Below are 26450 nucleotides of genomic sequence, written 5' to 3' on the forward strand. Positions count from 1 at the left end.
CCGGCGGCTGACCGCTCAGGTGACCTCGAACATCGTCCAGAGGCCGGTGTCGAACCGCTCCAGCACCGTGGCGCTGATCAGCCAGCGCCCCGGATTGTCCGCCAGGAAGCCGATCCGGGCCGTCCGCCCCTCCAGGAGCTGGAACGTGTCGAGCCAGTAGGGCTCCCAGCCGTCGTCCAGGGGGTGGAGCAGGCGGAAGCAGTGGCCGTGCAGGTGCAGGGCCTGCGGGAAGGCGGTCTCGTTGCGCAGGGCCAGCACCACCACCTGCCCGCGCTTCACCGAGAAGATCGGCGCGAGGCCGGCGGTGCCGCTCGCGCCGTTCACCGACCAGATCTTCTGCGGGTCGCCCGTGTAGACCGGATCGGGCGCGGGGCCGTCCTTGGCGGCGTCCTTCACTCCGTCCTTCACACCGTCCTTGCCCTTCGGCACGAAGGCGCCGCCGGTGATCACCACGTCGCGGCGCAGGGCGTTCTGGAGCTTGATCTCGGCCGGCAGGCGCTTGTTCTCGCCGATCGGCCCGATCGGGGGCCGCTTCTCGGTGATCCGGGCGCCCTTGGTGACGACGCTCGCCAGGACCAGGCCCTTGCCGATCAGCGCGTGGATCTCGCAGGTGGCGCCTTCCTCCTCCGGCAGGTCGACGAGCAGGTCGTAGCGGGTGCCCGGCGGGAAGGGCAGGGTCGCCCGCAGGGGCTCGAACGTGTCGGTGGGCTGGCCGTCGACCGCCGCCACGTAGACCTTCACGCCCTCGAACTTGATGCGCGTTGCCCGGGCGTTGCAGGCATTGCCGAGGCGCAGGCGGATTCGGGAGCCGGGCCTCGCCTCGAAGGCGCCCGGCACCGGCTTGCCGTTGACGGTCACGAGGTTGCCGAGGCGCCCGTGCGCGGCCGCGAGTGCCGTCTGCCCGAACGGCATGAGGGTGCCGTCGTCCTGGAGCCGCCAGTCCTGCAGCACGACGCTCACGTCGGCGTCGACCGCGGGCGGGTTCGTCTCCTCGACGACCAGCATGCCCGCGAGGCCCCGGCCTGACGGCTCGCTCGCCCCGCCGACGACCAGGGGCCGGATCAGGTAGGAGCCGGCATCCGGCGGCGTGAAAGTGTAGAGGAAGTCGCCGCCCGGCGGGATCGGCGCCTGGGTCACGCCGCCGACGCCGTCCATGGCGTTGACGTTGCGCACCCCGTGCCAGTGGAGCGACAGCGGCTTGTCGGTCCGGTTCTCGACCTTGAGGCGCAACGCCTGCCCGAGCTTCACCCGGACCACGGGCGGCAGGGCCTTGCCGTCGAAGCACCAGACCGCCGTCTCGGGTGCGGGGTCCGGCCTGAACCGGGCCTTGCCGGGCGCCGCCGGCAGGGCCGCCGGCGCGGGCTCCGGCTGGACGGGCGCGGATGTCCCAGGCGCGGCGGCCGGCGCCTGGGCCCGCGCGGCCTCCGGCGCGAGCCCGAAGGCCGCCGCGGCGGCGAGCAGGGTTCGTCGCGACGGCGTGCCGGCGCGCGAATCGGTCGGCGGCACGGTGCGGGATGGCGGCATGGGATCTCGGCTGCGGCTCGCGACGGACCCGCTCCTTAGCGGCGCGCGGGCTCCCGCGCCACAGGGGCAAGTTTTTTGCTGCGGGCCCGCCGGCCCATGCTATAGGGCGCGCTTCCGGCGGCCGGCGATGCGCCGGATGTCGGCGCGCGCGGGCGTGGCGGAACTGGTAGACGCGCTGGATTTAGGTTCCAGTGTCGCAAGACGTGGGGGTTCGAGCCCCTCCGCCCGCACCAGGACCTCTGCTGAGGTTGCGGTCCCCTCGGGCCCCTCCGCCCCGTACCCGACATCTCGGCATCCCGGTCCGCGCGAGCACGACGCCGGCCCGGCCGGCGAACCCAGGTTTCTTTGAAGAGCGACGACGACGATGCAGGTGACCGAGATCAACGCCCAGGGGCTGAAGCGCGAGTTTCAGGTTCTGCTGGCCGCCCAGGAACTCGAGGAGCGCCTGACCAACGAGCTGTCCGGCATGAAGGACAAGGTGCAGCTCAAGGGCTTCCGTCCCGGCAAGGTGCCGGTCGCGCACCTGCGCAAGGTCTACGGCCGCTCCGTGATGGCCGAGGTGGTGCAGAACGCCGTCAACGAGGCGAACCGCCAGATCGTCACCGATAACGGCCTCAAGCTCGCCCTGGAGCCGCAGGTCGAGTTCCCGACCGATCAGGCGGAGGTCGAGAAGGCGCTCGACGCCAAGGGCGACCTCGCCTTCAAGGTCGCCCTCGAGGTGATGCCGAGCTTCGAGCTCGCCGACCTCTCCGACGTCAGCCTGACCAAGCTCGTCGCCAAGCCCGCCGACGCCGAGGTCGACGAGGCCCTGGAGCGCATGGCCGGCCAGAGCCGTCCGTTCACCGAGCGCGAGGAAGGCGCCGAGGCCCAGAGCGGCGACCGCGTCACCATCGACTTCGTCGGCCGCATCGACGGCGAGGAGTTCCAGGGCGGCAAGGGCGAGGGCATCGACCTGGAGCTCGGCTCCGGCTCGTTCATCCCGGGCTTCGAGGAGCAGCTCGTCGGCGCCAAGGTCGGCGACAAGCGCCTCGTGAAGGTCACCTTCCCGGCCGAGTACGGGGCCGAGCACCTCGCCGGCAAGGACGCCGAGTTCGACGTGACCGTCACGAAGATCCAGGCGGCGGGCGAGGCCAAGATCGACGACGAGCTCGCCAAGTCTATGGGCATGGAGTCGCTGGAGAAGCTCCGCGAGGCCGTGTCCGAGGCGATCGGCCGGGATTTCGAAGCCGCCTCGCGCCGCCGGCTCAAGAAGGAGCTCCTCGACGCGCTGGACGGCAAGTACGCCTTCGAGCTGCCCCCGTCGCTGGTGGCCCAGGAATTCGCCGCCGTCTGGGCCCAGGTCGAGCAGGACCTCAAGACCCGCGGCAAGACCTTCGAGGACGAGGACACCACCGAGGAGAAGGCCCAGGCCGAGTACCGGAAGATCGCGGAACGGCGCGTCCGTCTCGGTCTCGTGCTTGCGCAGGTCGGCGAGAGCGCCGATATCAAGGTCTCGGACGAGGAGGTGAACCAGGCCCTCATCGCCCGGGTCCGGCAGTTCCCGGGCCAGGAGCAGCAGGTCTGGGACTTCTACCGGAAGAATGCGCAGGCGCTCGCGGAACTCCGCGCGCCCCTGTTCGAGGAGAAGGTCGTCGACCACGTCCTCGGGCAGGTCAAGCTCGTCGAGGAGCCCGTCTCGAAAGAGGCGCTTTTCGCGGACGAAGATGACGACGACACGACCGGCGGCAAGCCGGCAGACAAGGCCGAGGCCAAGGGCGAGTCCAAGACCGACGCCAAGTCCGAAGCCAAGGCCGACTGAGTCCCGCTCTGTCCCAGGACGGCGGGCAAGGGTTAGGCGATGGTTAAGCATCGCCGGTGTTCGCTGACATGCCCGGGGCTGCCCTGATTCGCGGCAGCCCCGGGCCTCACTCCGGGGCAGGATGAGATGAGAGATCCGATCGACGTCTACAACAACGCGCTCGTGCCGATGGTCGTCGAGCAGTCGAGCCGCGGCGAGCGCGCCTTCGACATCTACTCCCGCCTGCTCCGCGAGCGCATCATCTTCCTCACCGGCCCCGTGGAGGATTACGGCGCGTCGCTGATCGTGGCGCAGCTGCTCTTCCTCGAGGCGGAGAACCCGAAGAAGGAAATCTCCTTCTACATCAACTCCCCCGGCGGCGTGGTCACCTCGGGCCTGTCGATCTACGACACGATGCAGTTCATCCGCTGCCCGGTGACGACCCTCTGCGTCGGCCAGGCCGCCTCGATGGGCTCCCTGCTGCTCACCGCCGGCGAGCCGGGCCACCGCTTCGCCCTGCCGAACGCCCGGATCATGGTCCACCAGCCGTCCGGCGGCTTCCAGGGGCAGGCGACCGACATCCTGATCCACGCCCGCGAGATCGAGGCGCTGAAGCGGCGCCTGAACGAGATCTACGTGAAGCACACCGGCCGCGACTACGACACGATCCACACGGCGCTGGAGCGCGACAACTTCATGACCGCCGACGCGGCCAAGGAGTTCGGGCTCATCGACGAGGTGATCGAGAAGCGTCCCGAGCCGGCGGCCGCCTGACCGGCCCGCGTCGCCTGACCGCCGCGGCGCGGCCTTGATCCCGCCGCGGCAGCGTGTTTGCATCGAGGTTCGGGCCCTTCGGTCAAAGGCGCGCAGCACACTGTTTCTTTAAACGGGCCCCCTACATTCATGCGATGCGCGTCCGCCCCTTGCCGGCGGCGGACGCGAGGAATCGGAGACCGATATGAGCAAGACTGGCGGCAACGACTCGAAGAGCACGCTGTATTGCTCGTTCTGCGGCAAGAGCCAGCACGAGGTCCGCAAGCTGATCGCCGGCCCCACGGTGTTCATCTGCGACGAGTGCGTCGAGCTGTGCATGGACATCATCCGCGAGGAGTCGAAATCCTCGCTGGTGAAGAGCCGCGACGGCGTGCCGACGCCCAAGGAGATCCGCCGCGTCCTCGACGACTACGTCATCGGCCAGGACTTCGCCAAGAAGGTCCTCTCGGTCGCGGTGCACAACCACTACAAGCGGCTCGCCCACGCGACGAAGCACAACGACGTCGAGCTGGCCAAGTCCAACATCATGCTGATCGGGCCGACCGGCTCGGGCAAGACCCTGCTCGCGCAGACGCTGGCCCGGATCCTCGACGTGCCGTTCACCATGGCGGACGCCACGACGCTGACCGAGGCCGGCTACGTCGGTGAGGACGTCGAGAACATCATCCTCAAGCTGCTCCAGGCCTCGGACTACAACGTCGAGCGGGCCCAGCGCGGCATCGTCTACATCGACGAGATCGACAAGATCTCCCGGAAGTCCGACAACCCGTCGATCACCCGTGACGTGTCGGGCGAGGGCGTGCAGCAGGCGCTCCTGAAGATCATGGAGGGCACGGTCGCCTCCGTCCCGCCCCAGGGCGGAAGGAAGCACCCGCAGCAGGAATTCCTGCAGGTCGACACCACCAACATCCTGTTCATCTGCGGCGGCGCCTTCGCGGGGCTGGAGCGGATCATCTCCCAGCGCGGCAAGGGCACCTCGATCGGCTTCGGCGCGACCGTGCAGGCCCCGGACGACCGCCGCACCGGCGAGATCTTCCGCTCGGTCGAGCCGGAGGACCTGCTGAAGTTCGGCCTCATCCCCGAGTTCGTCGGCCGTCTGCCGGTCCTGGCGACGCTGGAGGACCTCGACGAGGCCGCGCTGAAGAAGATCCTGCAGGAGCCGAAGAACGCCCTGGTCAAGCAGTACCAGCGGCTGTTCGAGATGGAGAACGTCGACCTGACGTTCCAGGACGAGGCGCTGTCGCTCGTCGCCCGCAAGGCGATCGAGCGCAAGACCGGCGCCCGCGGCCTGCGCTCCATCTTGGAGACGATCCTGCTCGACACGATGTACGACTTGCCGGGCCTCGAGTCCGTGGAGCAGGTGGTCATCGGTCCGGAGGTGGTGGAGGGCAAGTCGCGCCCCCTCTACATCCACGGCGACCGCAACAAGGACACGCCCGCGAGCGTCAGCGCGTAGGCACTCGGCAGGGTTGCATCAGGCGCCCGGCCCAGGCCGGGCGCGCTGCGAGGATCGCCTTGAAAACGCGCTTCCTCGCAGCCACCTCAGGCTCAGCGCGGTGGCCGCACGCTCCTTCGAGGTCCGGTCCGCGTCGCCAGCCGCAAAGTTAGCGAAATCCGACCCTCGCGGCCCGGTCGGCACCCGGCTGTAGGCGCGCTCCGTGCATGGGGGCGTCGAACCTGGGCGTCCCTGAGAGGAAGTCACATGTCACAGTCGAAATCGCGCCAGCCGGTGGTCCCGGGTTCGACGGGCACCTATGCCGTCCTCCCCCTGCGCGACATCGTCGTCTTCCCGCACATGATCGTGCCCCTGTTCGTGGGCCGCGAGAAGTCGATCCGCGCCCTCGAGGAGGCCGTCCGCACCGACCGCCACATCCTGCTCGCCACCCAGATCAACGCGGGCGACGACGACCCGGCGACCGACGCCATCTACAAGATCGGCACGCTCGCCTCGGTGCTCCAGTTGCTGAAGCTGCCCGACGGCACCGTGAAGGTGCTGGTCGAGGGTGTCGGCCGCGCCAAGGTCGTCGACTTCACCCGCTCGGATGAGTTCTACGAGGCGACCGCCGAGGCGCTCCACGACGAGCTCGGCGACCGCGTCGAGGCCGAGGCGCTCGCGCGCTCCGTGCTCTCGGAGTTCGAGAACTACGTCAAGCTGAACAAGAAGATCTCTCCCGAGGTCGTCTCCGCCGTGACCCAGATCGACGAGCCGTCGAAGCTCGCCGACACGATCGGCTCGCACCTGCTCGTCAAGATCTCCGACAAGCAGGGCATCCTGGAGACCCCCACGGTGGCGCAGCGCCTCGAGCGCGTGCTGTCGCTGATGGAGAGCGAGATCTCCGTGCTCCAGGTGGAGAAGCGCATCCGGACCCGCGTCAAGCGGCAGATGGAGAAGACCCAGCGCGAGTACTACCTGAACGAGCAGATGAAGGCGATCCAGAAGGAGCTGGGCGACTCCGAGGATGGCCGCGACGAGCTGGCCGAGCTGGAAGAGAAGATCGAGAAGACCAAGCTCTCCAAGGAGGCCCGCGACAAGGCGACGGCCGAGCTGAAGAAGCTGCGCCAGATGTCGCCGATGTCGGCCGAGGCGACCGTCGTGCGCAACTACCTCGACTGGATGCTCGGCATCCCGTGGGGCAAGCGCTCGAAGATCAAGAAGGACCTGCTCGGCGCCCAGGCGCTGCTCGACGAGGATCATTTCGGCCTCGACAAGGTCAAGGAGCGGATCGTCGAGTACCTCGCGGTGCAGCAGCGCGCGAACAAGCTCACCGGCCCGATCCTGTGCCTCGTCGGTCCTCCCGGCGTCGGCAAGACCTCGCTCGGCAAGTCCATCGCCAAGGCGACGGGTCGCGAGTTCGTCCGGATGTCGCTCGGCGGCGTGCGCGACGAGGCCGAGATCCGCGGTCACCGCCGGACCTATATCGGCTCGATGCCCGGCAAGATCGTGCAGTCGATGCGCAAGGCCAAGACCTCGAACCCGCTCATCCTGCTCGACGAGATCGACAAGATGGGCATGGACTTCCGCGGCGATCCGTCGGCGGCGCTCCTCGAGGTTCTCGACCCTGAGCAGAACAGCACCTTCAACGACCACTACCTGGAGGTGGATTACGACCTCTCGAACGTGATGTTCGTGACCACGGCCAACACCCTCAACATCCCGGGCCCGCTCATGGACCGGATGGAGGTGATCCGCATCGCCGGGTACACCGAGGAGGAGAAGGTCGAGATCGCGCGCAAGCACCTGATCCCGAACGCCCTGAAGAAGCACGGCCTCGGCACGCACGAGTGGTCGATCGACGACGATGGCTTGATGATGCTGGTCCGCCGCTACACGCGGGAGGCCGGCGTCCGCAACCTGGAGCGCGAGCTGTCCAACCTGATCCGCAAGGCGGTGAAGGAGATCCTGATCACCAAGACCAAGTCGGTCGCGGTGACCCCGGACACCCTTCCGGTCTTCCTCGGCCCGCCGAAGTTCCGCTACGGCGAGATCGACGCGGACGATCAGGTCGGCGTGGTGACGGGTCTGGCCTGGACCGAAGTCGGCGGCGAGTTGCTGACGATCGAGGGCGTCATGATGCCCGGCAAGGGCAAGATGACGGTCACCGGCAACCTGAAGGACGTGATGAAGGAGTCGATCTCGGCGGCGGCGAGCTACGTCCGCTCCCGGGCAATCGACTTCGGGATCGAGCCGCCGCTGTTCGACCGCCGCGACATCCACGTCCACGTTCCGGAGGGGGCGACCCCGAAGGACGGTCCGTCGGCCGGCATCGCCATGGCCACCGCGATCATCTCGACGCTCACCGGGATCCCGGTCCGTCGCGACGTCGCGATGACCGGCGAGGTGACGCTCCGCGGCCGCGTCCTGCCGATTGGCGGCCTGAAGGAGAAGCTGCTCGCCGCGCTGCGCGGCGGCATCAAGACGGTGCTGATCCCCGAGGAGAACGCCAAGGACATCGCCGAGGTACCCGACAGCGTGAAGAGCGGGCTGGAGATCGTGCCCGTGTCGCGGATGGATCAGGTGCTGGAGAAGGCGCTGGTCCGTCAGCCCGAGGCGATCGAGTGGGAGGAGCCGCTCCCGGTGGCTAAGCCCGCCCGGACCGAAGAGGACGGCGCCGCCTTCGTGGCGCACTGAGCCGCCCGATCGATTGAGATTAGCCCCCGGTGCCCCGAGCCCCGGGGGCTTTTTCATGCGCGGGCGCGAGCGCGGAGGCCCGGATGCGCATCCTGCTGATCAACCCGAACACGAGTGCGCACGTCACCGATCTCGTCGCCGGCCATGTCCGCACTCAGCTCGGCGGCCGTGCGGAGCTGCGCGCCGTCACCGGCCGGTTCGGAGCCCGCTACATCGCGAGCCGGGCGGCGGGGGCGATCGCCGGCCACGCGGCCCTCGACGCTCTCGCGGAGCACGGCGCCGGCTGCGATGCGGTCTACCTGGCCTGCTTCGGTGATCCCGGCCTCCTCGCCCTGCGTGAGCTGTCGCGGGTACCGGTCATCGGCATGGCGGAGGCGGCCTGCCGCGAGGCCGCTGCGTCCGGTCGCTTCGGGATCGTCACCGGGGGCGCGGCCTGGGAGCCGATGCTGCGGGAGTTCGTGGCGGCCCTCAACCTCGCCGACGCCCTCGCGGCCCTCCGCACGGTGGCTCCGAGCGGCGGCAACATCGCCCGTGACCCGGACGCGGCCCTGGAGATCCTCGCCGAAGCCTGCCGCGCCTGCGCGGGGGCCGGCGCCGAGTCGGTCATCCTGGGCGGTGCCGGTCTGGCCGGGCTCGCCGCGCGGATCGCCCCGCAGGTTCCCGTTCCGGTGATCTGCTCGGTCGAGGCGGGGACCCGCGCGGTTTTGGCGGCGGGCGCATTCGGGCAGGCCCCGTCGAGGCCCGACCCTGTCGAGAGCATCGGCCTGACACCCGCGCTGGCGACGCGGCTCATCGACCCCTGATAAGGATCCGGGGTGCGGACCCTTGCACCGGACCGGGACCATGCCGTAACGGTCGCCAGCCGGGCGGTTAGCTCAGTTGGTAGAGCGTCTCCTTTACACGGAGAGGGTCGGGGGTTCGAGTCCCTCACCGCCCACCAAGATTGTTTCTCGTTTTCCGTTGTTTGCTGATGTGAGGCCGGCAAATTCCGGCCTCAACAGCCGTTCTGACGGCACCTTACGGCACCGTGGTTCCGGCTAGGCCGCGGCCCACAGGAGAGGACGTGAAGCCGCCGCCGGCGGTCGACGCCTCGAGCGCCTCGGTCATCTTCTGGCCGTCGCGCTTGCGCTGCTGCGCCTCCACGGCCCGGTCCTAGGACACGCCGAGCCGAACCGAGCTGGTGCGCCTCAAGGGCGAGATGAAGGCGCTGGAAAAGGTCCCCGTCCAGAAGACATGCGGGATCCAGTTCGAGCGGCAGGCTGCCCGCTGACCGGCTTGGCGGAGCGTGCTAACCTAAGCCGCATGCCCCGCTGGCTTCAATTCGCCCTCGGCCTCGTCACGCTGATCGCGCTCGCCGCGGGCATCGTGCGTACGCTCGTGCGTCACATGCCGGACGCGGTCGCATCGTGGCTCGGGCCGTGGGCTTACGAGGCGTTGATCCTGCTGCTGGCCGTCAGCGTCGTGGCGATCATCGTGCGGGCCGCCCAGGGTTATCGCTCTCCTCGATCTGATAAGGTGCGGTAATGCTCCCCCGGCTCGCGATCCTCCTCCCTTTGCTCGTCTCCACGGTCGCGCACGCTGCGGGCCCCGGAGCCAGGGCGGTGGGCACCTTCGAGCACCAGGAGGACGGCTACGAGCAGGGCGTCGAGGTGAAGGCAGCGGGCGCAGCCAGCTTCACGGCCCGGTTCTCAACGGGAACCAAGGGCTGCGGCGGTGAGGTGACGATGAAAGGGCGGCCGACCGGACCCGACACGGTCGTCTTCAGCAAAACCGAAGGTGGGCAATCCTGCCGGATCACCGCCCGCTACGCTTCGGATTTCCGGTCCGTCGTCCTGGAAGAACAGGGCTGCACGATGTGGCACGGCGCCTCGTGTGAGTTCCAAGGGACGTTGAAGCGAACGGGACGCTAGCTGCCCCGCTACGATGCGGCGCGCCTGTGGAGGCACCGATAAATCTGGCGAGGGCGAATATCAGTACTAGGACACAATTAGAGAGTGAGCCTGTTGCAAAAGCAGGAGGATCTTCGGATGCTTCGCCCTGATTCGAGGGCGGGCTCGCGTGTCGATGGCGTTCAATCAGATTTTATTTTCGATTTTTGTGTATCTAGGTGCCGCTATTTGCGGGGCGGTGGTGGGTGGAATACTGGGTTTTCTCGTCGGTGCTTGGTATGTTGACATCATGAAGGTAACTCAGCGCGAAGGCACGGCCGGCTATATGGTCGTTTTGCTTTTCACGCCAATCGGGGCGTCCTTGGGAGCCGTTGCTGCCCTCGTCGCGCTGGTCATTCGTCGTCACTATTATTAATGAGTTCAATCAGACATTGGCGGGCGCCAACTCGACCTGGCTGAACTGCCGCGCGCACTGCGCCACACCTTCGCGACGGGGGGCATGAGGGCGGGCGTGCCGTTCGGCAAGGTTGCTCGAGCGCTCGGCACCAACGAGCAGGTCGTGGAGCAGGTTTATGGCCACCACCTCTCGGAGCATCTGCGCGGCGTTGTGGAGACCGTGTCGCGCGACGCTCGGTTGTAAGGCACGGGAGGTATCCGACGAACCGGCCCGGAACAGGTCTCCGGATATCCTTCGGAGACGGAGGTCCGACAGGGCCTCGCGAGGCCCGCTTCGTCTTTCCCCTGTGCCGTCGCTCTACGGCCTGGGAACGCCAATCCTTCCACGGAGAGGGTCAGGAGTTCGAGTCCCTCACCGCCCGCCGGCGCTCCGGCGCCGGCCTCCGTCGACGGTGAGGGCGGGCGGCTACCGGTAGCCGCCGTTCGGCAGCCGTCCGTGATACGGCGTGTTGCGGCAATGGCCCCACGGTCCGCGCCAGTAGCCGGGCGGGCAGCCGTTCCCCGCTCGCACCTGATACCAGCCGCCGGGCAGCGGACCGACATAGGGCGTGCTGCGGCAGTGGCCCCAGGGGCCGCGCCAGGCGCCAGGCCCACATCCCCCCGCCACGAGCGTGATCGGCGCCGCGAGGCCCGGATCGGCCACGACCGGCATCGCCTGCGCGGCCGAGACCGGCAGCGCCGCCAGGGCTACGGCCGCGGCAGCTTTCGTTAAGATATTCATCATCACTCTCCGGGAAATCGGTCCGTATTGATCGCCCCGATCTTTCACAGAACTCATCAATACCCCCCGCAGATGCATTAAATATCGGCCATGAAAGAAAATGGTTCCGGAAATGCGAGCAATCCGATGCATTGGCGCGGCGCTTCCGCGCCGGCATCGCCCGTCAGCGGGAGCGCCGCTGGCGGCCGGCAGCCGCGTCCGGCCCCGGAAAGAGCTGCAACCGGAAATCTCAACCGGAGGTGGTTCATGATGAAGCTGAAGGCAAATGCCTGAGGCTGTGACGCTCAGTCATACCTAAGAATCGGTACTGTAAGCCTCGGAATAGACGTGGGCATCCTCGCGGAATCACTTCGAAGCGGAGGGTGCGATGCCAGTCACGATTCCGGATCGCCTGGGGCTCGGCGTCGCCGATGCCGGGAACGGCCTCTCCGCCCGCGCGGCCGAGGCACGGTCGCGGCTCGTCCGCTGGATCGTGGGTAATCGTGCGCAGGCGCGCGTCCCGACGCGGATCTTGACCGACGACGAGATCGCCGCGTTCCGGCGCGACGGGTTCGTCACCGTCCCGGCGATCACCACCGCCGAGGAGCTCGACACCCTGCGCGGCGCCTATGACCGTCTGTTCGAGGAGGCGCGGGGCTGGAAGGACGGGAGCCTATTCGACCTCGTCGACGTCGACCGCGGCGCCAGCGAGGCGCGCTCGCCCCAGCTCCTCAACCCGTCCCGCTTCGAGCCGCTCCTCCGGGACATCCTGTTCCGGGCCAACGCCCTGGCCATGTCGCGCCAGCTCCTGGGGAATCGCGCGGCGCTCGTCTTCGAGCACGCGATCCGCAAGCCGCCGAAGATCGGCGCCGCCACCGCGTGGCACCAGGACGAGGCGTTCTACGCCGCCTACACGAATTACCGGGCGATCACGGTCTGGATGCCCCTGCAGGACGTCTCGCCGGAGAACGGCTGCATGCTCTACGTCCCGGGCAGCCACCGGGAGCCGCTCCTCCCCCATCGCAGCATCGGCGGCGACCCGCGGATCCACGGGCTCGAGGCCCTCGGCGTTCCGGTGGAGCGCGCGGTCCCGTGTCCGCTCCCGGCGGGCGGCGCCACCTTCCACGATTGCCGGACCCTGCACTGCGCCGGGCCGAATCTCAGCGCCGGACCGCGGCGCGCCTACGCCCTCGGCTTCGGGGTCCGCGCGCCGGAGCACACGCTCCGCCACGAGCATCCCTGGAACGCCGAGAAGCGCACGCTGCGGCAGGAGCGCGAGCGGCAGGCTCGCGGCGGGCTGGCCCGGTTGAAGGCGGGCGCCAAGCAGCAGATCAAGGCGCTCATCCGCTGAGGGAGGCCCCGCCCGCGGGGCTCGTGACCGGGTCCGTCAGGCCTCCGACCGCACCGCCAGGGCCGCGCGCACGACCGCGTCGGTCTGCAGGTGGTGCAGCATGTGGCCGGCCCCCGGAAGGGACTCGAACCGCGCCCCCGGGATCAGGCCGGCCGCGCGCCGGGCGTGCAACTCGGTGTTCACCACCAGGTCGGCGCTGCCGCCCAGGATACGGGTGGGCCGGCGCAGGGACGGGTAGCCGAGGACGCTGCGCGCGAGCCCCGGCCAGAGCCAGCCCGCATCCTCGCCCTCGGCGGTGATCTGTGCCGGGCGACCCGCGAGGGCGAAGGGGAAGTCCCGCGCGAAGCGCGCCGGCATCGCCTCGGGGAAGAACATCGCGTTCCACAGGAGCGGGAGTAGCGCCCGGTCGCCGCTGGCGCCCAGGAACGCCGACAGCGCGTCGCCGCCGAAGGGCAGCGCCCGCGGCCCGAACAGCACCTGCTCCAGCCGCGGCTCGGGGAAGCAGATCGGCGCGAGGGCGACGATGCCGGCCACCTCGTCCGGATGGAGCATGCCGTAGGCGAGGGCGACGGCGCCCCCGAACGAGTGGCCCAGGATGACCGGGCGCTCCAGGCCGAGGTGTTGCACCGCCTCCCGGATGGACGCCGCCTGATCCCAGATGTCGGCGCCGCCGCCGCGCGGCCGGCGGCTGAAGCCGTGGCCCGGGCGGTCGACGGCGACCACGCGGAAATGCTCGGCCAGAGCCGGCACGGGCCCGAGCCAGACGTCCTCCAGGCACATCAGCGTGCCGTGGATCGCCACGAGGTCCGGCCCGGCGCCGGTCTCCGCGTAGGCGATCGTCCGGTCGTCGGCCAGGGACACGATCCGGCGCGGCACGATCCGGGGATCGGCCTCGGTGCCGGTCCCGGCCTCCCGCGTCGGTCGGGCGGGGCCGGGCAGGGTCTCCGTCGCGACAGCCATTTACAGGCGCCGCCGGCGCCCGGACGAGGTGCCGAGCACCGCGAAGGCCGTGGCCGCGCCGACGCCGAGGAGGCCGGCCGCCGCCGCGAGGGGGTGCAGGGTCGCGCGGGTATAGGCGCTGGTCCGCATGACCGGGACGGGCGGGTCGCCCCGCGTCTCGCCCGCCGAGACCGGCGCGTGCAGCGCGCCGTCCGGGTTGCGGGGCGCGCTCCGGCGCTTCTGGAGCGCGATGATGGCCGGGCCGAGATAGTCGTAGGCGCCGGGCGCGAATTCCTTGCCGGCCACGAAGGCCTTGCCGGCCCCGCCCACGAAGATGTCGCGCTGCGGGTGGACGGCCGCGTGCAGGATGGCGTTCGCCACCTCCTCCGGCGGATAGATCGGCGGCGGCAGGCTCGGCTCGCGGTCCATGTAGTTGCGCGCCCGCTGGGGCAGGGGGGTGTCGATCGAGGCCGGCTTGATCAGCGTCACCGAGATCGGCGCGTTCTCGTCCATCAGCTCCATGCGCAGGGCGTCGGTGAAGCCCTTCACGGCGTGTTTCGAGGCCGCGTACATGCCCTGGAACGGGAAGGCGAGGTCGGAGGCGATGCTGCCGACGTTGATGAGGGTGCCGCCGTGTTGGCGCAGGTGCTCGGTCGCCACGAGGGAGCCGTAGACGGTCCCCCAGAAATTCGTCTGGATCAGGCGCTCGTGGTCGGCGTCGCTGATCTCGCGCAACCGGCCGTAGATCGAGCCGCCGGCCACGTTCACCCAGGTGTCGAAGCCGCCGAAGGTCGCCTCGGCCCGGTCGGCGACGGCCTGCACGTCGGCCCGCCGGCCGACATCGGCGACGACGTCGATCGCCTTGCCGCCGACACCCTCGATCTCGGCGCGGACGCGCGCCAGGGCGTCGCCGCTGCGTGCCGCCAGCACCACCCGGGCGCCGCGCTCGGCCGCCATCCGCGCCGTGGCGAGGCCGATGCCCGACGAGGCGCCGGTGATCACGATGACCTGCTCGCGGAGCGGCTTGTGCTTCATGCGGTGTCCCCGACGCTGCGGCGCGGCCGCACGGGAGCGGCCACACGCTAGGCTATCGATCGGGGCGGCCGCATGTTCCGGGCGCGGCTGCGGGTGATCGGGTCGCAGGCTGCCCGGCCGGGCGCTCAGCGGCCGTAGATGTCCTCGACGCGGATGATGTCGTCCTCGCCGGTGTAGGAGCCGACCTGGACCTCGATCAACTCCAGCGGGATCTTGCCGGGGTTGGCCAGCCGGTGCATCGAGCCGATCGGCAGGTAGACCGCCTCGTTCTCGTGGACCAGCACCACCCGCTCGTCGATCGTGACCTCGGCGGTGCCGCGCACCACCACCCAGTGCTCCGCCCGATGGTAGTGCTTCTGCAGCGACAGCCGCCCGCCCGGCACCACCTGGATCCGCTTCACCTGGAAGCGCTCGCCGAGGTCGATGCGCTGATACCAGCCCCAGGGACGGTACATCCGCAGGTGCGCGTCCGCCTCCGGCGCGCCCTGCGCCCGCAGGGCGCCGACCAGCTCCTTCACCTTGCCCGAATGCGCCTTGGAGGCCACCAGCACCGCGTCGGGGGTCGAGACCACCACCACGTCCTCCAGGCCCACCACCGCGGTCAGGCCCTCGCCCTGGCTGTGCACGAGGCTGTTCTTGGTGCCGATCAGCGACACCCGGCCGCGCACGGCGTTGCCGGCCTCGTCGTGGTCCAGCACCTGCCAGACCGCGTCCCAGGTGCCGACATCCGACCACGCGAACGACACCGGCAGCACGCCGGCCCGGGCGGTCCGCTCCATCACCGCGTAGTCGATCGAGATCTTGGGCGCCTGGGCGAAGGCCGCCGCGTCGAGGCGGACGAAGTCGAGGTCGGTCACCGCCGCCTCCAGGGCCGCGCGCGCGGCCGCCAGCACCTCGGGGACGAACGCCTCCAGCTCGGCCAGCATCAGGTCGGCGCGGAACAGGAAGTAGCCCGAGTTCCACAGGGCGCCGTCGGTGATCAGCGCCTCGGCGCCGGCCCGGTCGGGCTTCTCGACGAAGCGGGCGACGCGGGCCGCGCCCGGGGCCTCGGCGATCGGCTCGCCGCGGCGGATGTAGCCGTAATCGGTGGCCGGCCGGTCGGGCTCGATGCCGAGCGTCATCGTGTAGCCGGCCTGGGCGCCGGCGGCCGCGCGCCGCACGGCGTCGACGAAGGCCGCCGTGTCGGGCACGACGTGGTCGGCGGCCATGATCAGCACCACGGCCTGCGGGTCGCTGGCGGCGGCGTGCAGCGCCGCGACCGCAACGGCGGCGGCGGAGTCGCGGCCCTGCGGCTCGAGCAGGATGTCGGCGGAGAGACCGAGCTGGTCGCGCTGCTCGGCGACGATGAAGCGGGCCTCGGCCGAGGCGATGACGGTGGGCGTGGCGAAGACCGTGGCGTCCGACACCCGCGCCAGCGTCGCCTGGAAGGTCGAGCGCTCGGCGTCGACCAGACGGGCGAACTGCTTGGGCATGCTCTCCCGCGAGGCCGGCCACAGCCGCGTCCCCGTCCCCCCGCACAGGATCATCGGGTGGATCTGGATCGAAGGTCGGGACATGGTGACGTCTCCCGAGAGGGCTCGGCGGGGTCGGCGCGGCCGAGCCCGCCCCGCGTGGGTGCGATGGACTCTCGGGCGCCGATTTCAGGATCTGCCCTTACCGTCGGGCCGGGACCGGAACAACCTGCGCGCATTATCCGCGCGTCGACGGGCTGGCTCCGTGCACCGGGATGGTTATCTCTGGCCTGCCATGAACGCGCCCGTCCCCACCCCGCAGGCCGACGACCCGGCGCCGTCCCCGCGCCGGATTCCCGCGGTGGAGCGCCTCGTCGGCGGCGCGCCGCCGGCGGAGCTCGAGACCTACGGGCGGACGGCCTTCACGGACGCGATCCGGGCGGTGCTGGCCGAGATCCGGGTCGGGGGCGGCCCCGTCCCGGACGCGGAGTCTATCCGGGCCGCGGCGTCGGCGCGGCTCGCCGCCGAGCGGCGCCCGTCGCTGCGGCCGGTCTTCAACCTGACCGGGACGGTGCTGCACACCAATCTCGGCCGCGCCCTGCTGCCCCGCTCGGCCGCGGAGGCGGTGGCCGCCGTGATGGTGCAGGCGAGCAACCTCGAGTTCGATCTCGAGACCGGCGCCCGGGGCGAGCGGGACGACCATGTCGAGGGCCTGATCTGCCGCCTGACCGGCGCCGAGGCCGCGGTGGTGGTCAACAACAACGCGGCCGCGGTCCTGCTGGTGCTGAACGCGCTCGCCATGCGCAAGGAGGTGGTGGTCTCTCGCGGCGAGCTCGTGGAGATCGGCGGCTCGTTCCGGGTGCCGGACGTGATGGTGCGGGCCGGCTGCCGCCTGCGCGAGGTCGGCACCACCAACCGCACCCACCTGCGCGACTACGCGGAGGCTCTCGGGCCCCGCACCGGCCTCGTGATGAAGGTGCACCCGAGCAACTACGCCATCGCGGGCTTCACCGCGGTGGCCGATCCCGTGGCCCTCTACGCCCTCTGCCGGGAGCGCGGCGTGCCGCTGGCGGACGATCTCGGCAGCGGCAGCCTCGTCGACCTCGCGGCCTACGGGCTGCCCCCCGAGCCCACCATCCGCGCCGCCCTGGAGCGGGCCGACGTCGTCACCTTCAGCGGCGACAAGCTGCTCGGCGCGGTCCAGTGCGGCATCGTGGCCGGCCGGAAGGACCTGATCGCCCGCGTGCGAAAGAATCCGCTGAAGCGGGCCCTGCGCGTCGACAAGATGACCTACGCGGCCCTCGAGGCCGTGCTGCGGCTCTACCTGCACCCGGAGCGGCTGCGCGCGGAGCTCCCGACCCTGCGGCTCCTCACCCGCGACCGCGACAGCATCGCCGCCCAGGCCGAGCGCCTCGCCCCCGCAGTGGCGGAGCGGCTCGCCGGCCGCGCCGCGGTCACGGTCGCCGAGTGCATCAGCCAGATCGGATCCGGCGCACTGCCGGTGGAGACGCTGCCCAGCGCCGCCCTGGTCCTGGCGCCGGCCTCGGCGGGCAGCCGCGGCGCGGGCGGCCGGTGCCGGCGGCTCGCCGAGGAGTTGCGCCGGCTCCCCGTGCCGGTGATCGGCCGGATCAGCGACGACGCCGTCCGCCTCGATCTCCGGACGCTCGAGGACGAGGCCGGCTTCCTCGACAGCCTGGCGGCGCTCCCGCCCGTCGCGGGCGGGGGACGAACACCGAGACGAACCCCATAGGGTTGTTAAGAGAACGGGCCGGACGACCGGAGCTTGCGCGCCGGTATCCCGTGTTATGGTATGGTGACGAACCCGCGGTCGCGGTCGAGAATGGCGGTGCGTGGACCGCGATGGGCAAACGATATGGCGTATATTGCCGATACGGCTGAGGCGCAGCCGGAGACGGATCCGCTGCTTCTCGATAATCAGCTCTGCTACGCGCTCTATGCTGCCGCGCATCGGATGACCAAGTCGTACCGGCCGCTGCTCGAGCGGCTCGGACTGACCTATCCGCAATATCTGGTCCTGCTGGTGCTCTGGGAACAGGACGGCGTCACGGTCTCGGAGATCGGCCGGCGCCTGCGCCTCGATTCCGGCACTCTGACACCGGTGCTCAAGCGCCTGGAGAGCGCGGGCTTCCTGCTCCGGACCCGGCGCCAGTCGGACGAGCGCGAGGTCGAGATCGCCCTGACGCCGGAGGGCGCCGCCCTGCGCGCCGACGCGGTCTCGGTCCGCGAGAGCGTGATGTGCCAGCTCGAACTCAGCGAGCCGGAGATCCGCGCCCTGCGCAAGGATCTGAGCCTCGTCATCGAGCGGCTCAGCGTGAACGACTGAGCGGCCCGGACGCGATCGGGGTCACCGCCGCAGGCGGTTGCCGAGGACGAAGCCGTACAGCCCCATCAGGATGATGCCGACGCCGCCCTCGATGCCGACTAGCAGGTTGGTGACGCGGCCGGTGGGCTTCAGGCCGATCTCGGGCGGGTTCGCGGTCATCATGTTGAGCGCGCTGTAGCTCAGGAGATCGAGGGGATTGTAGGTCGGCCCGGCCTCCGGTCCCTCCACGATGAACAGGCCGCCCGTCAGGCCGAAGAGCCCGCCGAACAGCACGATCAGCAGCGCGAAGGCGCGGGCGATGCGCGACAGGCTCTCGCCGTAATCGCACAGCCACTCGACGAAGCGGTCGGCGGTCCAGCGATAGCCGTGCCGCAGGACGCCGGACCAGTCCCGGTCGGACCAGGAGGCGCGGGCCTGCTGCCCGGCATGGAACCGGCCCATCCGGCGGCCGCGCTTGTAGGCCCAGCTCGCCGCGTCGTGGCTGCCGATGCTCTTCCAGTTCTGCTCCAGGGCGAGGTAGCTCGCCTGGGCGGCGTCGTAGGCGCCGGCCACCTCCTCGCCGACCGCGCCGCCGAGCTGCTCCACGCTCATCCGCGTGCCGTTCAGCCACGCGCCGGCGAAGCGCGCGTGCCGCAGCCGGCAGGTCGCGAGGTTGAGCCGCACGAGGTCGGTGTCGGAGAGATCCGCCCCCGAGAGATCGGCGCCGTCGAGCTTCGCGCCGGTGAAGTGCGCGCCCCGCAGCCGCGAGCCGGCGAGGCTCGCCTTGGTCAGGCTGGCCTCGGCGAAATCCGCGTGGGTCAGGTTGGCGTCGGCGAGCTTGGCCTCGTCGAGCCGCGCCCCGCGGAAGACCGTGTCATCCGCGTCCGCCCCGGAGAAATCCGCGCCCCACAGATCGGCGCCGGCGAAGCCGGTCCCGTCGAGCAAGGCGCCGGACAGGTCGGCGAAGCGCATCGCGGCCTGGCCGAACCGGGCATCCTCCAGCATCGCCCCGGCGAACTTCACCTGCCCGGCGACGATGCCGGTGAAGTCCGCCCCCGAGAGATCGGCCTCCGACAGGTCGGCCGCCTCCAGGATCGCCCCGGTGAAGCGGGTCGAGCGCCCGACCGCGCCGGACAGGCTCGCCCCGCGCAGGTTCGCGCCGGAGAGATCGGCCTCCTCCATGCGGGCGCGGGACAGGTCCGCGCCGGCGAGCGCGAGGCCGCCGGATTCGGCGTCGGTGACGAGGCCGGCGTCCGGCACATCCGCGAGGGCGCCCGGCCCGGCGCTCAGCTGCGACAGGTCCGCGCCCGGCTCGCGCAGGGGCGCCCCGGCGGCGATCCGGCCGACGAGCGCGCGCAGCCGCGATTCCACCGGAGCGTCCGGTCGCGCGTCGGGAGGAGTCGCCTGGTCCATGGTCGTTCCTTGCCGGAAGGCGCGACCGGACGCCAGACGCTCCACTCAGGGTGCGGCGGTCGCGGCCGTCACCCGCACGGTGATCGCCTTGGCGGCGGGAGTCTTGGACTGCTCGTCGTAGTGCCAGAGCGGCAGCAGGACGTTCAACTCCGGGTAGTATCCGGCGCAGTTGCCCTCGGGGATGTCGTAGGCGATCACCCGCAGCCCGCCGACGCGCCGCGTCACCTGGTCGTCCGCCTCGGTCGCCACGTCGACGCTGATCCCGTCCCTCAGCCCCAGCCGCGCGATGTCCCGGCGGTTCATGAACAGCACGTCCCGGGTGCCCTTCACCCCTCGGAAGCGGTCGTCGTAGCCGTAGACCGTGGTGTTGAACTGGTCGTTCGAGCGCAGCGTGATGAGGTCGAGCACCTCCGGACCCCGGTCGGGCAGGTCTGGATCGGCCTCCAGGCCCTCGGGGACCGCGAAATTCGCCCTGCCGGTGTCGGTCTCCCACTTGCGGTCGCGGGCGCCCAGCGGCTTCAGCAGACCGCCCGGGTGGAACATGCGGCCGTTCAGGTCGTGGAATACGCTCGGGTAGGTCGCCTCGATCGCGTCGCGAACCCGGGCGTAGTCGGCGACCCAAGCATCCCAGTCGATGCGGGGATTGGGCGGCAGGGTCGCCTTGGCGATCTCCGCCACGATCCAGGGCTCGGAGCGCAGGTGCGGCCCGACCGGGTCGGCCACGCCCCGCGAGCCGTGGAACTGGGCGGTGGAGCTCTCCATCGACACGGCCTGCGGGCCGCTCGCCTGCCGGTCGATCTCGATCCGCCCGAGGCAGGGCAGGATGTAAGCGACGGCGCCGTTCACGAGGTGCGAGCGGTTGAGCTTGGTCGAGATCTGCACGGTGAACCGCTGCCGCCGCCAGGCCGGTTCCATCCGGGCGGTGTCGGGCACGGCCCGCAGGAAGTTGCCGCCGAGCCCGATGAACGCCTTCACACGCCCGTCGAGGACGCCCTCGCAGGTCTCGACGGTGTTGAGGCCCTTCTCCCGCGGCGGCTCGAAGCCGTAGAGTTCCCGCAGTTTGTCCAGCGGCGCCAGCTCCGGCTTCTCGGTGATGCCGACGGTGCGCTGGCCCTGCACGTTCGAGTGGCCCCGCACCGGGCAGATCCCGGCTCCGGGCTTCCCGATATTGCCGCGCAGCAGCAGCAGGTTCACGAGCATCCGGACGGTCTCGGTGCCCTTGCGGTGCTGGGTCAGGCCCATCCCGTAGATGCCGATCACCGCCTTCGCGCGGGCGTAGACTCCGGCGGCGGCCTCCAGGGCAGCCCGGGTGAGGCCGGAACGCCGCTCCAGCGCGGCCCAGTCCTGACCGTTACAGAAGGCGACGAAGGTCTCGAAGCCGTGGGTGTGCTCGGCGATGAAGGCGTGGTCGAGCACCCGCGGCCGGCCGGCGGCCTCCGCGGCCCGGTCGAGGGCGATCAGCGCCTTGCACAGCCCGGTGAGCGCCGCGAGGTCGCCGCCGGCCTTCACCTGATGGTACTGCGTCGAGATCTTCGTGGACGAGCGGGTGAGCATCTCGACCGGCGATTGCGGGTCGGTGAAGCGCTCCAGCCCGCGCTCGCGCAGCGGGTTGAAGGTGATGATCTGCGCGCCCCGGCGCCGCGCCTCCTGGAGCGGGTGCAGCATCCGCGGCGAGTTTGACCCGACGTTCTGGCCGAAGAAGAAGATCAGGTCTGTGGTCTCGAAATCCTCCAGCAGCACCGTGCCGACCGGCGCGCCGATCGACTGCGGCAGCGCCACCGAGGTCGGCTCGTGGCACATGTTGGAGGAGTCCGGCAGGTTGTTGTTGCCGTAGAGGCGCGCGAGCAGGGCCCACATGTAGCTCGTCTCGAGCGACGCCCGGCCCGAGGCGTAGAACACCACCGATCGCGGGTCCTGCGCGTGCAGGTCCTTCAACTCCCGGCCGATCTCGGCCAGAGCCTCCGCCCAGGCGACGGGCCGGTAGCGATCCGTCGCCGGGTCGTAGCGCATCGGGTGGGTCAGGCGGCCCTGCTCCTCCAGGGCGTAGTCGCTCCAGCCGAGGAGCTCCGTCACCGTGTGCGCGGCGAAGAAGTCCGGCGTCGCGCGGCGGCGCGTCTGCTCCCAGGCGGTCGCCTTGGCGCCGTTCTCGCAATACTCGAACGCCAGCGGCTTGGCGGGCTTCGCCCAGGCGCAGGAGGTGCACATGTAGCCGTCCGGCTTGTTCTGCTTGAGCAGCATCGCCGACCCGGTGACCGGTACGCCCTCGCGGGTCAGGATCTCGACGAGGGAGCGGGCCGAGCCCCAGCCGCCCGCAGGCCCGTCATAGGGCTCGATCCGGACGTCGTCGGTGTTCTGATCGGCCATGGCGCCCTCCACCCGGCGCAGCGAGCACCGGACCGGGGGAACGCGCGAGCGGGCGAATGGGATCACGGGCGCGTCACCGCGCCCGGAGAAGGGTTTCCTCTCCGCCGCAGCGGCTCTAACGTCAACATGCGGACTGTCCCGCCGGAGGAGGAAATCATGGCCAGCGTCGACGTCGAGATGGTGAAGTGCGCCTGCCAGGACTGCGTCTGCGTGATCCCGGTCGCCAAGGCCGTGTCGCGGGACGGCAAGGCCTATTGCTGCGACGACTGCGCGAACGGCCACAAGGATCACGCCGGCTGCGAGCACGCCGGCTGCGCCTGCCACGGCTAGGGCTTTTCCCGGTCGCGTCGCGACGGTCCGGAGGACGCGTCACCGGTCGAGCCAGCCGCGACGCGCCCCCTCTCCCGCACGAGCGGGGACCTGCACCTCATTCGGCGCGGGTTCGGAGAACGACCCCGGGATGACGCGCCGCGGCGGTCGCGGTCAGGAGACCGCGGCGAGCTTGTCGGCCATCGACTGGTCCTTGTCGCGGCGCGTCGAGAAGATCAGCGTGAAGAAGGTCCGCTGGACGCCGAGCTCGGCGAGCCTCGCCTCGCACCGCTCCGCCAGCGCGCAGATCTCCGACAGCTCGCCCTCGATGTTCGTGCCGTTGGGATGCATCGTGGCGGTGAGCCCGCTCGACTCGATGATCCCCTTGAGCTCGCGGACGTAGGGCGAGACCGACGGGCCGACGCCCATCGGCACGATGCAGAGGTCGGCCGAAACTCTCATGGTGCCTGCCTGATCCGGGAGGGGCGGCCCCGGCCGGCTGCGCGACCGGAAGCGGGGCGAGCGCGCAGCCTATCGCCGGCCGCACCGACTTTCCAGGCCGGCGCCGGCGGTCACGCCTCGCCGGTCTCCAGCGCCGCCGCCCGCACCGAGGGCAGGCAGGGATTGGCGTTGTCGCTGCGCCACGCGAGCCACAGCTCCGGCCCGGTCGTGGCCGGCAGGGCGATGGGCCGGAGCCGGATGTCGGCCATGCTGTTGCCCCGGGCGCTGCCCGGCACCAGCGCGACGCCGATGCCGGCGCCGACGAGGGCCAGCATCGCGTGGACCTGGTTCACCCGCTGCACGATCCGCGGCTGCACGCCCCCCGCCTCGAACAGCCGGTCGAGCAGGTCGATGAAGTAGCGCCCGCCCCGGGGTGACCACGTCACGAAGGCCTCGCCGTCGAGGTCCCGCAGGGTCGGGGCGCGCGCCGCCGCGAGGCGGTGCCCGCGCGGGACCGCGAGCAGGAGCCGCTCGCGCGCCAGCGGCGCTGTGGCGATCGCGGATTTCGGATCCTGCAGGACTGGGGCCGGCCGCAGGATCGCGAGATCGGTGCGGTTCTCGCCCAGCGCCAGGATCTGCTCGTCCGAGACCATCTCCTCCAGCACGAGGTCGACCTCGGGCAGCGTCCGGCGGACATGGGCGACGACCTGCGGCAGCGTCCGGTAGGCCGAAGCGGCGGTGAAGCTGAGGCGCAGCACCCCGCTCTCGCCCCGCGCGGCGCGGCGCGTAATGCGCGCGGCGTTCTCGGCCGCCGCCAGCACCCGGTAGGCCTCGGCCAGGAAGGTGCGGCCCGCCGGGGTCAGGCGCACCGCCCGGGTGGTCCGCTCCAGCAGCGTCACGCCCAGCGTCTGCTCCAGCATCTGGATCTGCCGCGACAGGGGCGACTGGGTCAGGTGCAGCCGGGCCGCGGCCCGGCCGAAATGCATCTCCTCGGCGACGGCGACGAAGCTGCGGGCATGGCCGAGATCGAACATTGATGCAGGATCCGGGATAATCCAGCCAAAATCAACGTTGGACGCATTTAACGCCGGCGCCTAACCCCGGACGCGACACCGAACGGTGCGTTCCAGGGAGAGAATCGATGGCGAGCATGACCCCGGCCGAGATGGCGCGCGTGCTGGGCTCCGGCCTGCTGTCCTTCCCGGTCACGCATTTCCGCGACGATCTCAGCTTCGACGAGACCGCCTACCGGGACAATCTCGGGCGGCTGGCCGACTACAGGGTGTCGGGCCTGTTCGCCGCCGGCGGCACCGGCGAGTTCTTCTCGCTGACGCCCGCCGAGATCGACCGCGTCCTGCGCGCCGCCGTCGAGGAGACCCACGGCCGGACCCCGGTCATCGCCCCCGCCGGCCAGGGTACCGCCCTGGCGGTCGAGATGGCCCGGGCCGCCGAGGCCGCCGGCGCGGACGGGATCCTGCTGCTGCCGCCCTACCTCGTCGGCTCCGAGCAGGCCGGTCTCGCCGCCCATATCGAGGCGGTCTGCCGGGCGACCTCCCTCGGGGTCATCGTCTACAATCGCGCCAACGCCCAGCTCAACGAGCAGACGCTCGCCGGCCTGTGCGAGCGCTGCCCGAATCTCGTCGGCTTCAAGGACGGCGTCGGCGACGTCGAGCTGATGACCCGGGTCTACGCCGCTCTGGGCGACCGCCTGACCTATGTCGGCGGCCTGCCCACCGCCGAGACCTTCGCGCTGCCGTACCTGGAGATGGGCGTCACCACCTACTCCTCGGCGATCTTCAACTTCCTGCCCGAATGGGCGCTGTCCTTTTATGACAGCGTCCGCCGCCGGGACCGCGACGCGGTCTACCGGGAGCTGCGCGACTTCGTCCTCCCCTACATCGCGATCCGCAACCGCAAGCGCGGCTACGCGGTCTCGATCGTCAAGGCGGGCATGAGCGCCGTCGGCCGCCACGCCGGCCCGGTCCGGCCGCCGCTGACCGAACTCGACGCGGCCGAGCGCGCCGAGCTGACGGCCCTGATCGGCGACCGCCGCTGAGCCCCCGCCTCGACACCCAAGACAGACCCGCCGAGCCAACGGCGGCCACGACCCGCTTCCTGGATCAACCGGGCGGCAGAGAGCCAGGGAGAACGTCCATGAGTGCCAGTTCGACCGGCGCGCCGAGCACCCTGCTCGCCGCCGCCGACGCGGGTCGCCGCACCCGCGTCCGCCTGCTGATCGTCGCGATGCTGTTCGCCGCGACCACCATCAACTACGCCGACCGCGCGACCATCTCGATTGCCGGCCCCGACATGGCCAAGGAACTCGGCCTCTCGCCGGTCCAGATGGGCTACGTCTTCTCGGCCTTCGCGTGGTCCTACGTCCTCGCCCAGATCCCGGGCGGCTGGCTCCTCGACCGCTACAGTGTCAAGTGGGTCTACGCTGCCGCCGTCGCCCTCTGGTCGGCCTTCACGCTGGTCCAGGGCGCCGTCGGCTTCTTCACCGGCCTGACCGCCGTGGTGCTGCTCTTCGCCCTGCGGCTCGCCGTCGGCCTCACCGAGGCGCCGGTCTTCCCCGCCAACGCCCGGATCGTCGCCGCGTGGTTCCCGACCCGCGAGCGCGGCATGGCCTCGGCGTTCTTCAACTCGGCGCAGTACTTCGCCACGGTGCTGTTCACGCCGCTGATGGCGTGGATCGTCCACAATTTCGGCTGGCACCACGTCTTCACCAGCATGGGCCTGCTCGGCATCGCTTTCGCGGTCCTCTGGCTGCGCGTGGTCGACAGCCCGAAGAACCACCCGTCGATGAACCAGGCGGAGCGGGACTACATCGAGGCCGGCGGCGCCCTGCTCGACATGGACGGCCAGAGCCGGAGCAAGCAGGGCGATGCCGGCCGGACGCTGCGCCAGCTGCTCGCCAACCGGATGCTGCTCGGCATCTATATCGGCCAGTACTGCATCACCGTGCTGACCTACTTCTTCCTGACGTGGTTCCCGGTCTACCTCGTCAAGGAGCGCGGCCTGTCGATCCTGCAGGCCGGCTTCGCGGCGGTGCTGCCGGCGCTCTGCGGTTTCATCGGCGGCATCCTCGGGGGCGTGATCTCCGACATGCTCCTGCGCCGCGGCTTCTCGCTGACGGCGGCCCGCAAGATCCCGATCGTCGGCGGCATGCTGCTGTCGATGAGCATCATCGGCTGCAACTACGTCCAGGCGGACGCCCTGGTGGTCGGCCTGATGGCGCTCGCCTTCTTCGGCAAGGGCATCGGCGCGCTCGGCTGGGCGGTCGTCGCCGACACCTCGCCCCGGGAGAGCGGCGGCCTCTCGGGCGGCCTGTTCAACACCTTCGGCAACACCGCCGGCATCACCACGCCGATCGCGATCGGCTACATCGTCCAGAGCACGGGATCGTTCAACGGCGCCCTGGTCTTCGTCGGCCTGAACGCCCTCGTCGCCTGCTTCTGCTACCTCGTGGTGGTCGGCGAGATCCGCCGCGTCGAGCTCAAGGCCCACTGACCCGCACGCCGGACCGGCCCCGGCCGGTCCGGCCCCGCAACGATCCCGCCTCGCGCCCGGCGCAG

The 26450-nt window shown here is 70.6% G+C and carries 25 protein-coding genes and 2 tRNA genes; 17 read left to right on the forward strand and 10 right to left on the reverse strand.

The window, feature by feature from the left end; genetic code table 11:
* Window positions 1-15 precede the first annotated feature (15 nt).
* Window positions 16-1524, reverse strand: a complete 1509-nt coding sequence (locus ACLBYG_RS05880) for a multicopper oxidase family protein (protein ID WP_447680864.1) — start codon at window positions 1522-1524, stop codon at window positions 16-18.
* A 148-nt stretch (window positions 1525-1672) separates the two neighbouring features.
* On the opposite strand from ACLBYG_RS05880, the gene ACLBYG_RS05885 reads away from it, so the two are divergent.
* From ACLBYG_RS05885 to ACLBYG_RS05915, 7 genes are all read left to right on the forward strand, one after another.
* A tRNA-Leu gene (locus tag ACLBYG_RS05885) sits at window positions 1673-1757 on the forward strand.
* Between the two features lie 131 nt (window positions 1758-1888).
* On the forward strand, window positions 1889-3322 hold the full coding sequence (gene tig / locus ACLBYG_RS05890; RefSeq protein WP_447680865.1) for a trigger factor: 1434 nt from the start codon (window positions 1889-1891) through the stop codon (window positions 3320-3322).
* Window positions 3323-3448: 126 nt separating this feature from the next.
* Window positions 3449-4075, forward strand: a complete 627-nt coding sequence (locus ACLBYG_RS05895; RefSeq protein ID WP_012322036.1) for an ATP-dependent Clp protease proteolytic subunit — start codon at window positions 3449-3451, stop codon at window positions 4073-4075.
* A gap of 184 nt (window positions 4076-4259) precedes the next feature.
* Entirely contained in the window at window positions 4260-5531 is a 1272-nt protein-coding gene (gene clpX / locus ACLBYG_RS05900; RefSeq protein ID WP_020090762.1) for an ATP-dependent Clp protease ATP-binding subunit ClpX, read from the forward strand.
* Between the two features lie 246 nt (window positions 5532-5777).
* Window positions 5778-8204, forward strand: coding sequence for an endopeptidase La (lon, locus tag ACLBYG_RS05905; RefSeq protein WP_447680866.1), 2427 nt, complete (start codon window positions 5778-5780; stop codon window positions 8202-8204).
* A gap of 83 nt (window positions 8205-8287) precedes the next feature.
* Window positions 8288-9007, forward strand: a complete 720-nt coding sequence (locus ACLBYG_RS05910) for an aspartate/glutamate racemase family protein (RefSeq protein WP_447680867.1) — start codon at window positions 8288-8290, stop codon at window positions 9005-9007.
* 61 nt (window positions 9008-9068) lie between these two features.
* A tRNA-Val gene (locus ACLBYG_RS05915) sits at window positions 9069-9144 on the forward strand.
* A 77-nt stretch (window positions 9145-9221) separates the two neighbouring features.
* Here the strand turns inward: ACLBYG_RS05915 and ACLBYG_RS05920 are convergent.
* The gene (locus tag ACLBYG_RS05920; protein WP_447680868.1) at window positions 9222-9347 is read right to left on the reverse strand and encodes a hypothetical protein; all 126 of its coding nucleotides are present in this window, start codon (window positions 9345-9347) and stop codon (window positions 9222-9224) included.
* A gap of 159 nt (window positions 9348-9506) precedes the next feature.
* Between ACLBYG_RS05920 and ACLBYG_RS05925 the strand changes: the two genes are divergently transcribed.
* The 4 genes from ACLBYG_RS05925 (at window position 9507) to ACLBYG_RS05940 (ending at window position 10733) form a co-directional block, all read left to right on the forward strand.
* Entirely contained in the window at window positions 9507-9728 is a 222-nt protein-coding gene (locus ACLBYG_RS05925) for a hypothetical protein (protein ID WP_331299404.1), read from the forward strand.
* Between the two features lie 77 nt (window positions 9729-9805).
* Window positions 9806-10114 carry a hypothetical protein gene (locus ACLBYG_RS05930; RefSeq protein ID WP_447680869.1) on the forward strand — a complete coding sequence of 103 codons (309 nt, stop codon included), beginning with the start codon at window positions 9806-9808 and terminating at the stop codon, window positions 10112-10114.
* A gap of 148 nt (window positions 10115-10262) precedes the next feature.
* Window positions 10263-10508, forward strand: coding sequence for a hypothetical protein (locus ACLBYG_RS05935; protein WP_157862057.1), 246 nt, complete (start codon window positions 10263-10265; stop codon window positions 10506-10508).
* A gap of 96 nt (window positions 10509-10604) precedes the next feature.
* The gene (locus ACLBYG_RS05940) at window positions 10605-10733 is read left to right on the forward strand and encodes a hypothetical protein (RefSeq protein ID WP_447680870.1); all 129 of its coding nucleotides are present in this window, start codon (window positions 10605-10607) and stop codon (window positions 10731-10733) included.
* A 222-nt stretch (window positions 10734-10955) separates the two neighbouring features.
* On the opposite strand, the gene ACLBYG_RS05945 is transcribed toward ACLBYG_RS05940, so the two are convergent.
* The gene (locus ACLBYG_RS05945) at window positions 10956-11273 is read right to left on the reverse strand and encodes a GCG_CRPN prefix-to-repeats domain-containing protein (protein ID WP_170855074.1); all 318 of its coding nucleotides are present in this window, start codon (window positions 11271-11273) and stop codon (window positions 10956-10958) included.
* A gap of 364 nt (window positions 11274-11637) precedes the next feature.
* On the opposite strand from ACLBYG_RS05945, the gene ACLBYG_RS05950 reads away from it, so the two are divergent.
* Window positions 11638-12600 (forward strand): phytanoyl-CoA dioxygenase family protein, encoded by a 963-nt coding sequence (locus tag ACLBYG_RS05950; protein WP_447680871.1) that lies wholly within the window; start codon window positions 11638-11640, stop codon window positions 12598-12600.
* A gap of 36 nt (window positions 12601-12636) precedes the next feature.
* Here ACLBYG_RS05950 and ACLBYG_RS05955 read toward each other — a convergent pair whose 3' ends face one another.
* From ACLBYG_RS05955 to ACLBYG_RS05965, 3 genes are all read right to left on the reverse strand, one after another.
* On the reverse strand, window positions 12637-13560 hold the full coding sequence (locus ACLBYG_RS05955; RefSeq protein WP_447680872.1) for an alpha/beta fold hydrolase: 924 nt from the start codon (window positions 13558-13560) through the stop codon (window positions 12637-12639).
* Complete coding sequence (locus ACLBYG_RS05960; RefSeq protein WP_447680873.1) at window positions 13561-14574, reverse strand: SDR family oxidoreductase; 1014 nt, start codon at window positions 14572-14574, stop codon at window positions 13561-13563. It lies immediately after the preceding gene.
* A 125-nt stretch (window positions 14575-14699) separates the two neighbouring features.
* Window positions 14700-16130: a mannose-1-phosphate guanylyltransferase/mannose-6-phosphate isomerase gene (locus ACLBYG_RS05965; protein ID WP_026604556.1), complete on the reverse strand. Its 1431-nt coding sequence runs from the start codon at window positions 16128-16130 to the stop codon at window positions 14700-14702.
* A 190-nt stretch (window positions 16131-16320) separates the two neighbouring features.
* On the opposite strand from ACLBYG_RS05965, the gene selA reads away from it, so the two are divergent.
* The gene (gene selA / locus ACLBYG_RS05970) at window positions 16321-17775 is read left to right on the forward strand and encodes an L-seryl-tRNA(Sec) selenium transferase (RefSeq protein WP_447680874.1); all 1455 of its coding nucleotides are present in this window, start codon (window positions 16321-16323) and stop codon (window positions 17773-17775) included.
* A gap of 123 nt (window positions 17776-17898) precedes the next feature.
* Entirely contained in the window at window positions 17899-18369 is a 471-nt protein-coding gene (locus tag ACLBYG_RS05975) for a MarR family winged helix-turn-helix transcriptional regulator (protein WP_020090750.1), read from the forward strand.
* A 21-nt stretch (window positions 18370-18390) separates the two neighbouring features.
* On the opposite strand, the gene ACLBYG_RS05980 is transcribed toward ACLBYG_RS05975, so the two are convergent.
* Entirely contained in the window at window positions 18391-19761 is a 1371-nt protein-coding gene (locus ACLBYG_RS05980) for a pentapeptide repeat-containing protein (protein WP_447680875.1), read from the reverse strand.
* Between the two features lie 45 nt (window positions 19762-19806).
* Window positions 19807-22125, reverse strand: coding sequence for an FdhF/YdeP family oxidoreductase (locus tag ACLBYG_RS05985; RefSeq protein WP_447680876.1), 2319 nt, complete (start codon window positions 22123-22125; stop codon window positions 19807-19809).
* Window positions 22126-22281: 156 nt separating this feature from the next.
* Here ACLBYG_RS05985 and ACLBYG_RS05990 point away from each other — a divergent pair, with 156 nt between their 5' ends.
* Window positions 22282-22455, forward strand: coding sequence for a metallothionein (locus tag ACLBYG_RS05990; RefSeq protein ID WP_020090747.1), 174 nt, complete (start codon window positions 22282-22284; stop codon window positions 22453-22455).
* Between the two features lie 153 nt (window positions 22456-22608).
* Here ACLBYG_RS05990 and ACLBYG_RS05995 read toward each other — a convergent pair whose 3' ends face one another.
* Together ACLBYG_RS05995 and ACLBYG_RS06000 are read right to left on the reverse strand one after the other, a co-directional pair.
* Window positions 22609-22896 carry an MTH1187 family thiamine-binding protein gene (locus ACLBYG_RS05995; RefSeq protein WP_020090746.1) on the reverse strand — a complete coding sequence of 96 codons (288 nt, stop codon included), beginning with the start codon at window positions 22894-22896 and terminating at the stop codon, window positions 22609-22611.
* Between the two features lie 110 nt (window positions 22897-23006).
* Window positions 23007-23909, reverse strand: coding sequence for a LysR family transcriptional regulator (locus ACLBYG_RS06000; RefSeq protein ID WP_091926555.1), 903 nt, complete (start codon window positions 23907-23909; stop codon window positions 23007-23009).
* Between the two features lie 107 nt (window positions 23910-24016).
* On the opposite strand from ACLBYG_RS06000, the gene kdgD reads away from it, so the two are divergent.
* Both kdgD and ACLBYG_RS06010 read left to right on the forward strand, forming a co-directional pair.
* Complete coding sequence (gene kdgD / locus ACLBYG_RS06005; protein WP_447680877.1) at window positions 24017-24931, forward strand: 5-dehydro-4-deoxyglucarate dehydratase; 915 nt, start codon at window positions 24017-24019, stop codon at window positions 24929-24931.
* A 98-nt stretch (window positions 24932-25029) separates the two neighbouring features.
* Window positions 25030-26385 (forward strand): MFS transporter, encoded by a 1356-nt coding sequence (locus ACLBYG_RS06010; RefSeq protein WP_091926556.1) that lies wholly within the window; start codon window positions 25030-25032, stop codon window positions 26383-26385.
* The last annotated feature ends 65 nt before the right edge of the window (window positions 26386-26450 follow it).

It is taken from the genome of Methylobacterium sp. D53M (assembly GCF_053345625.1).

Excerpts from the sequence above, each read along its gene's own strand:
- ACLBYG_RS05880 (WP_447680864.1), bottom strand. The coding sequence starts at position 1,524 with ATGCCGCCATCCCGCACCGTGCCGCCGACCGATTCGCGCGCCGGCACG.
- tig (WP_447680865.1), top strand. The coding sequence starts at position 1,889 with ATGCAGGTGACCGAGATCAACGCCCAGGGGCTGAAGCGCGAGTTTCAG.
- ACLBYG_RS05895 (WP_012322036.1), top strand. The coding sequence starts at position 3,449 with ATGAGAGATCCGATCGACGTCTACAACAACGCGCTCGTGCCGATGGTC.
- clpX (WP_020090762.1), top strand. The coding sequence starts at position 4,260 with ATGAGCAAGACTGGCGGCAACGACTCGAAGAGCACGCTGTATTGCTCG.
- lon (WP_447680866.1), top strand. The coding sequence starts at position 5,778 with ATGTCACAGTCGAAATCGCGCCAGCCGGTGGTCCCGGGTTCGACGGGC.
- ACLBYG_RS05910 (WP_447680867.1), top strand. The coding sequence starts at position 8,288 with ATGCGCATCCTGCTGATCAACCCGAACACGAGTGCGCACGTCACCGAT.
- ACLBYG_RS05925 (WP_331299404.1), top strand. The coding sequence starts at position 9,507 with ATGCCCCGCTGGCTTCAATTCGCCCTCGGCCTCGTCACGCTGATCGCG.
- ACLBYG_RS05945 (WP_170855074.1), bottom strand. The coding sequence starts at position 11,273 with ATGATGAATATCTTAACGAAAGCTGCCGCGGCCGTAGCCCTGGCGGCG.
- ACLBYG_RS05950 (WP_447680871.1), top strand. The coding sequence starts at position 11,638 with ATGCCAGTCACGATTCCGGATCGCCTGGGGCTCGGCGTCGCCGATGCC.
- ACLBYG_RS05955 (WP_447680872.1), bottom strand. The coding sequence starts at position 13,560 with ATGGCTGTCGCGACGGAGACCCTGCCCGGCCCCGCCCGACCGACGCGG.
- ACLBYG_RS05960 (WP_447680873.1), bottom strand. The coding sequence starts at position 14,574 with ATGAAGCACAAGCCGCTCCGCGAGCAGGTCATCGTGATCACCGGCGCC.
- ACLBYG_RS05965 (WP_026604556.1), bottom strand. The coding sequence starts at position 16,130 with ATGTCCCGACCTTCGATCCAGATCCACCCGATGATCCTGTGCGGGGGG.
- selA (WP_447680874.1), top strand. The coding sequence starts at position 16,321 with ATGAACGCGCCCGTCCCCACCCCGCAGGCCGACGACCCGGCGCCGTCC.
- ACLBYG_RS05975 (WP_020090750.1), top strand. The coding sequence starts at position 17,899 with ATGGCGTATATTGCCGATACGGCTGAGGCGCAGCCGGAGACGGATCCG.
- ACLBYG_RS05980 (WP_447680875.1), bottom strand. The coding sequence starts at position 19,761 with ATGGACCAGGCGACTCCTCCCGACGCGCGACCGGACGCTCCGGTGGAA.
- ACLBYG_RS05985 (WP_447680876.1), bottom strand. The coding sequence starts at position 22,125 with ATGGCCGATCAGAACACCGACGACGTCCGGATCGAGCCCTATGACGGG.
- ACLBYG_RS05990 (WP_020090747.1), top strand. The coding sequence starts at position 22,282 with ATGGCCAGCGTCGACGTCGAGATGGTGAAGTGCGCCTGCCAGGACTGC.
- ACLBYG_RS05995 (WP_020090746.1), bottom strand. The coding sequence starts at position 22,896 with ATGAGAGTTTCGGCCGACCTCTGCATCGTGCCGATGGGCGTCGGCCCG.
- ACLBYG_RS06000 (WP_091926555.1), bottom strand. The coding sequence starts at position 23,909 with ATGTTCGATCTCGGCCATGCCCGCAGCTTCGTCGCCGTCGCCGAGGAG.
- kdgD (WP_447680877.1), top strand. The coding sequence starts at position 24,017 with ATGGCGAGCATGACCCCGGCCGAGATGGCGCGCGTGCTGGGCTCCGGC.
- ACLBYG_RS06010 (WP_091926556.1), top strand. The coding sequence starts at position 25,030 with ATGAGTGCCAGTTCGACCGGCGCGCCGAGCACCCTGCTCGCCGCCGCC.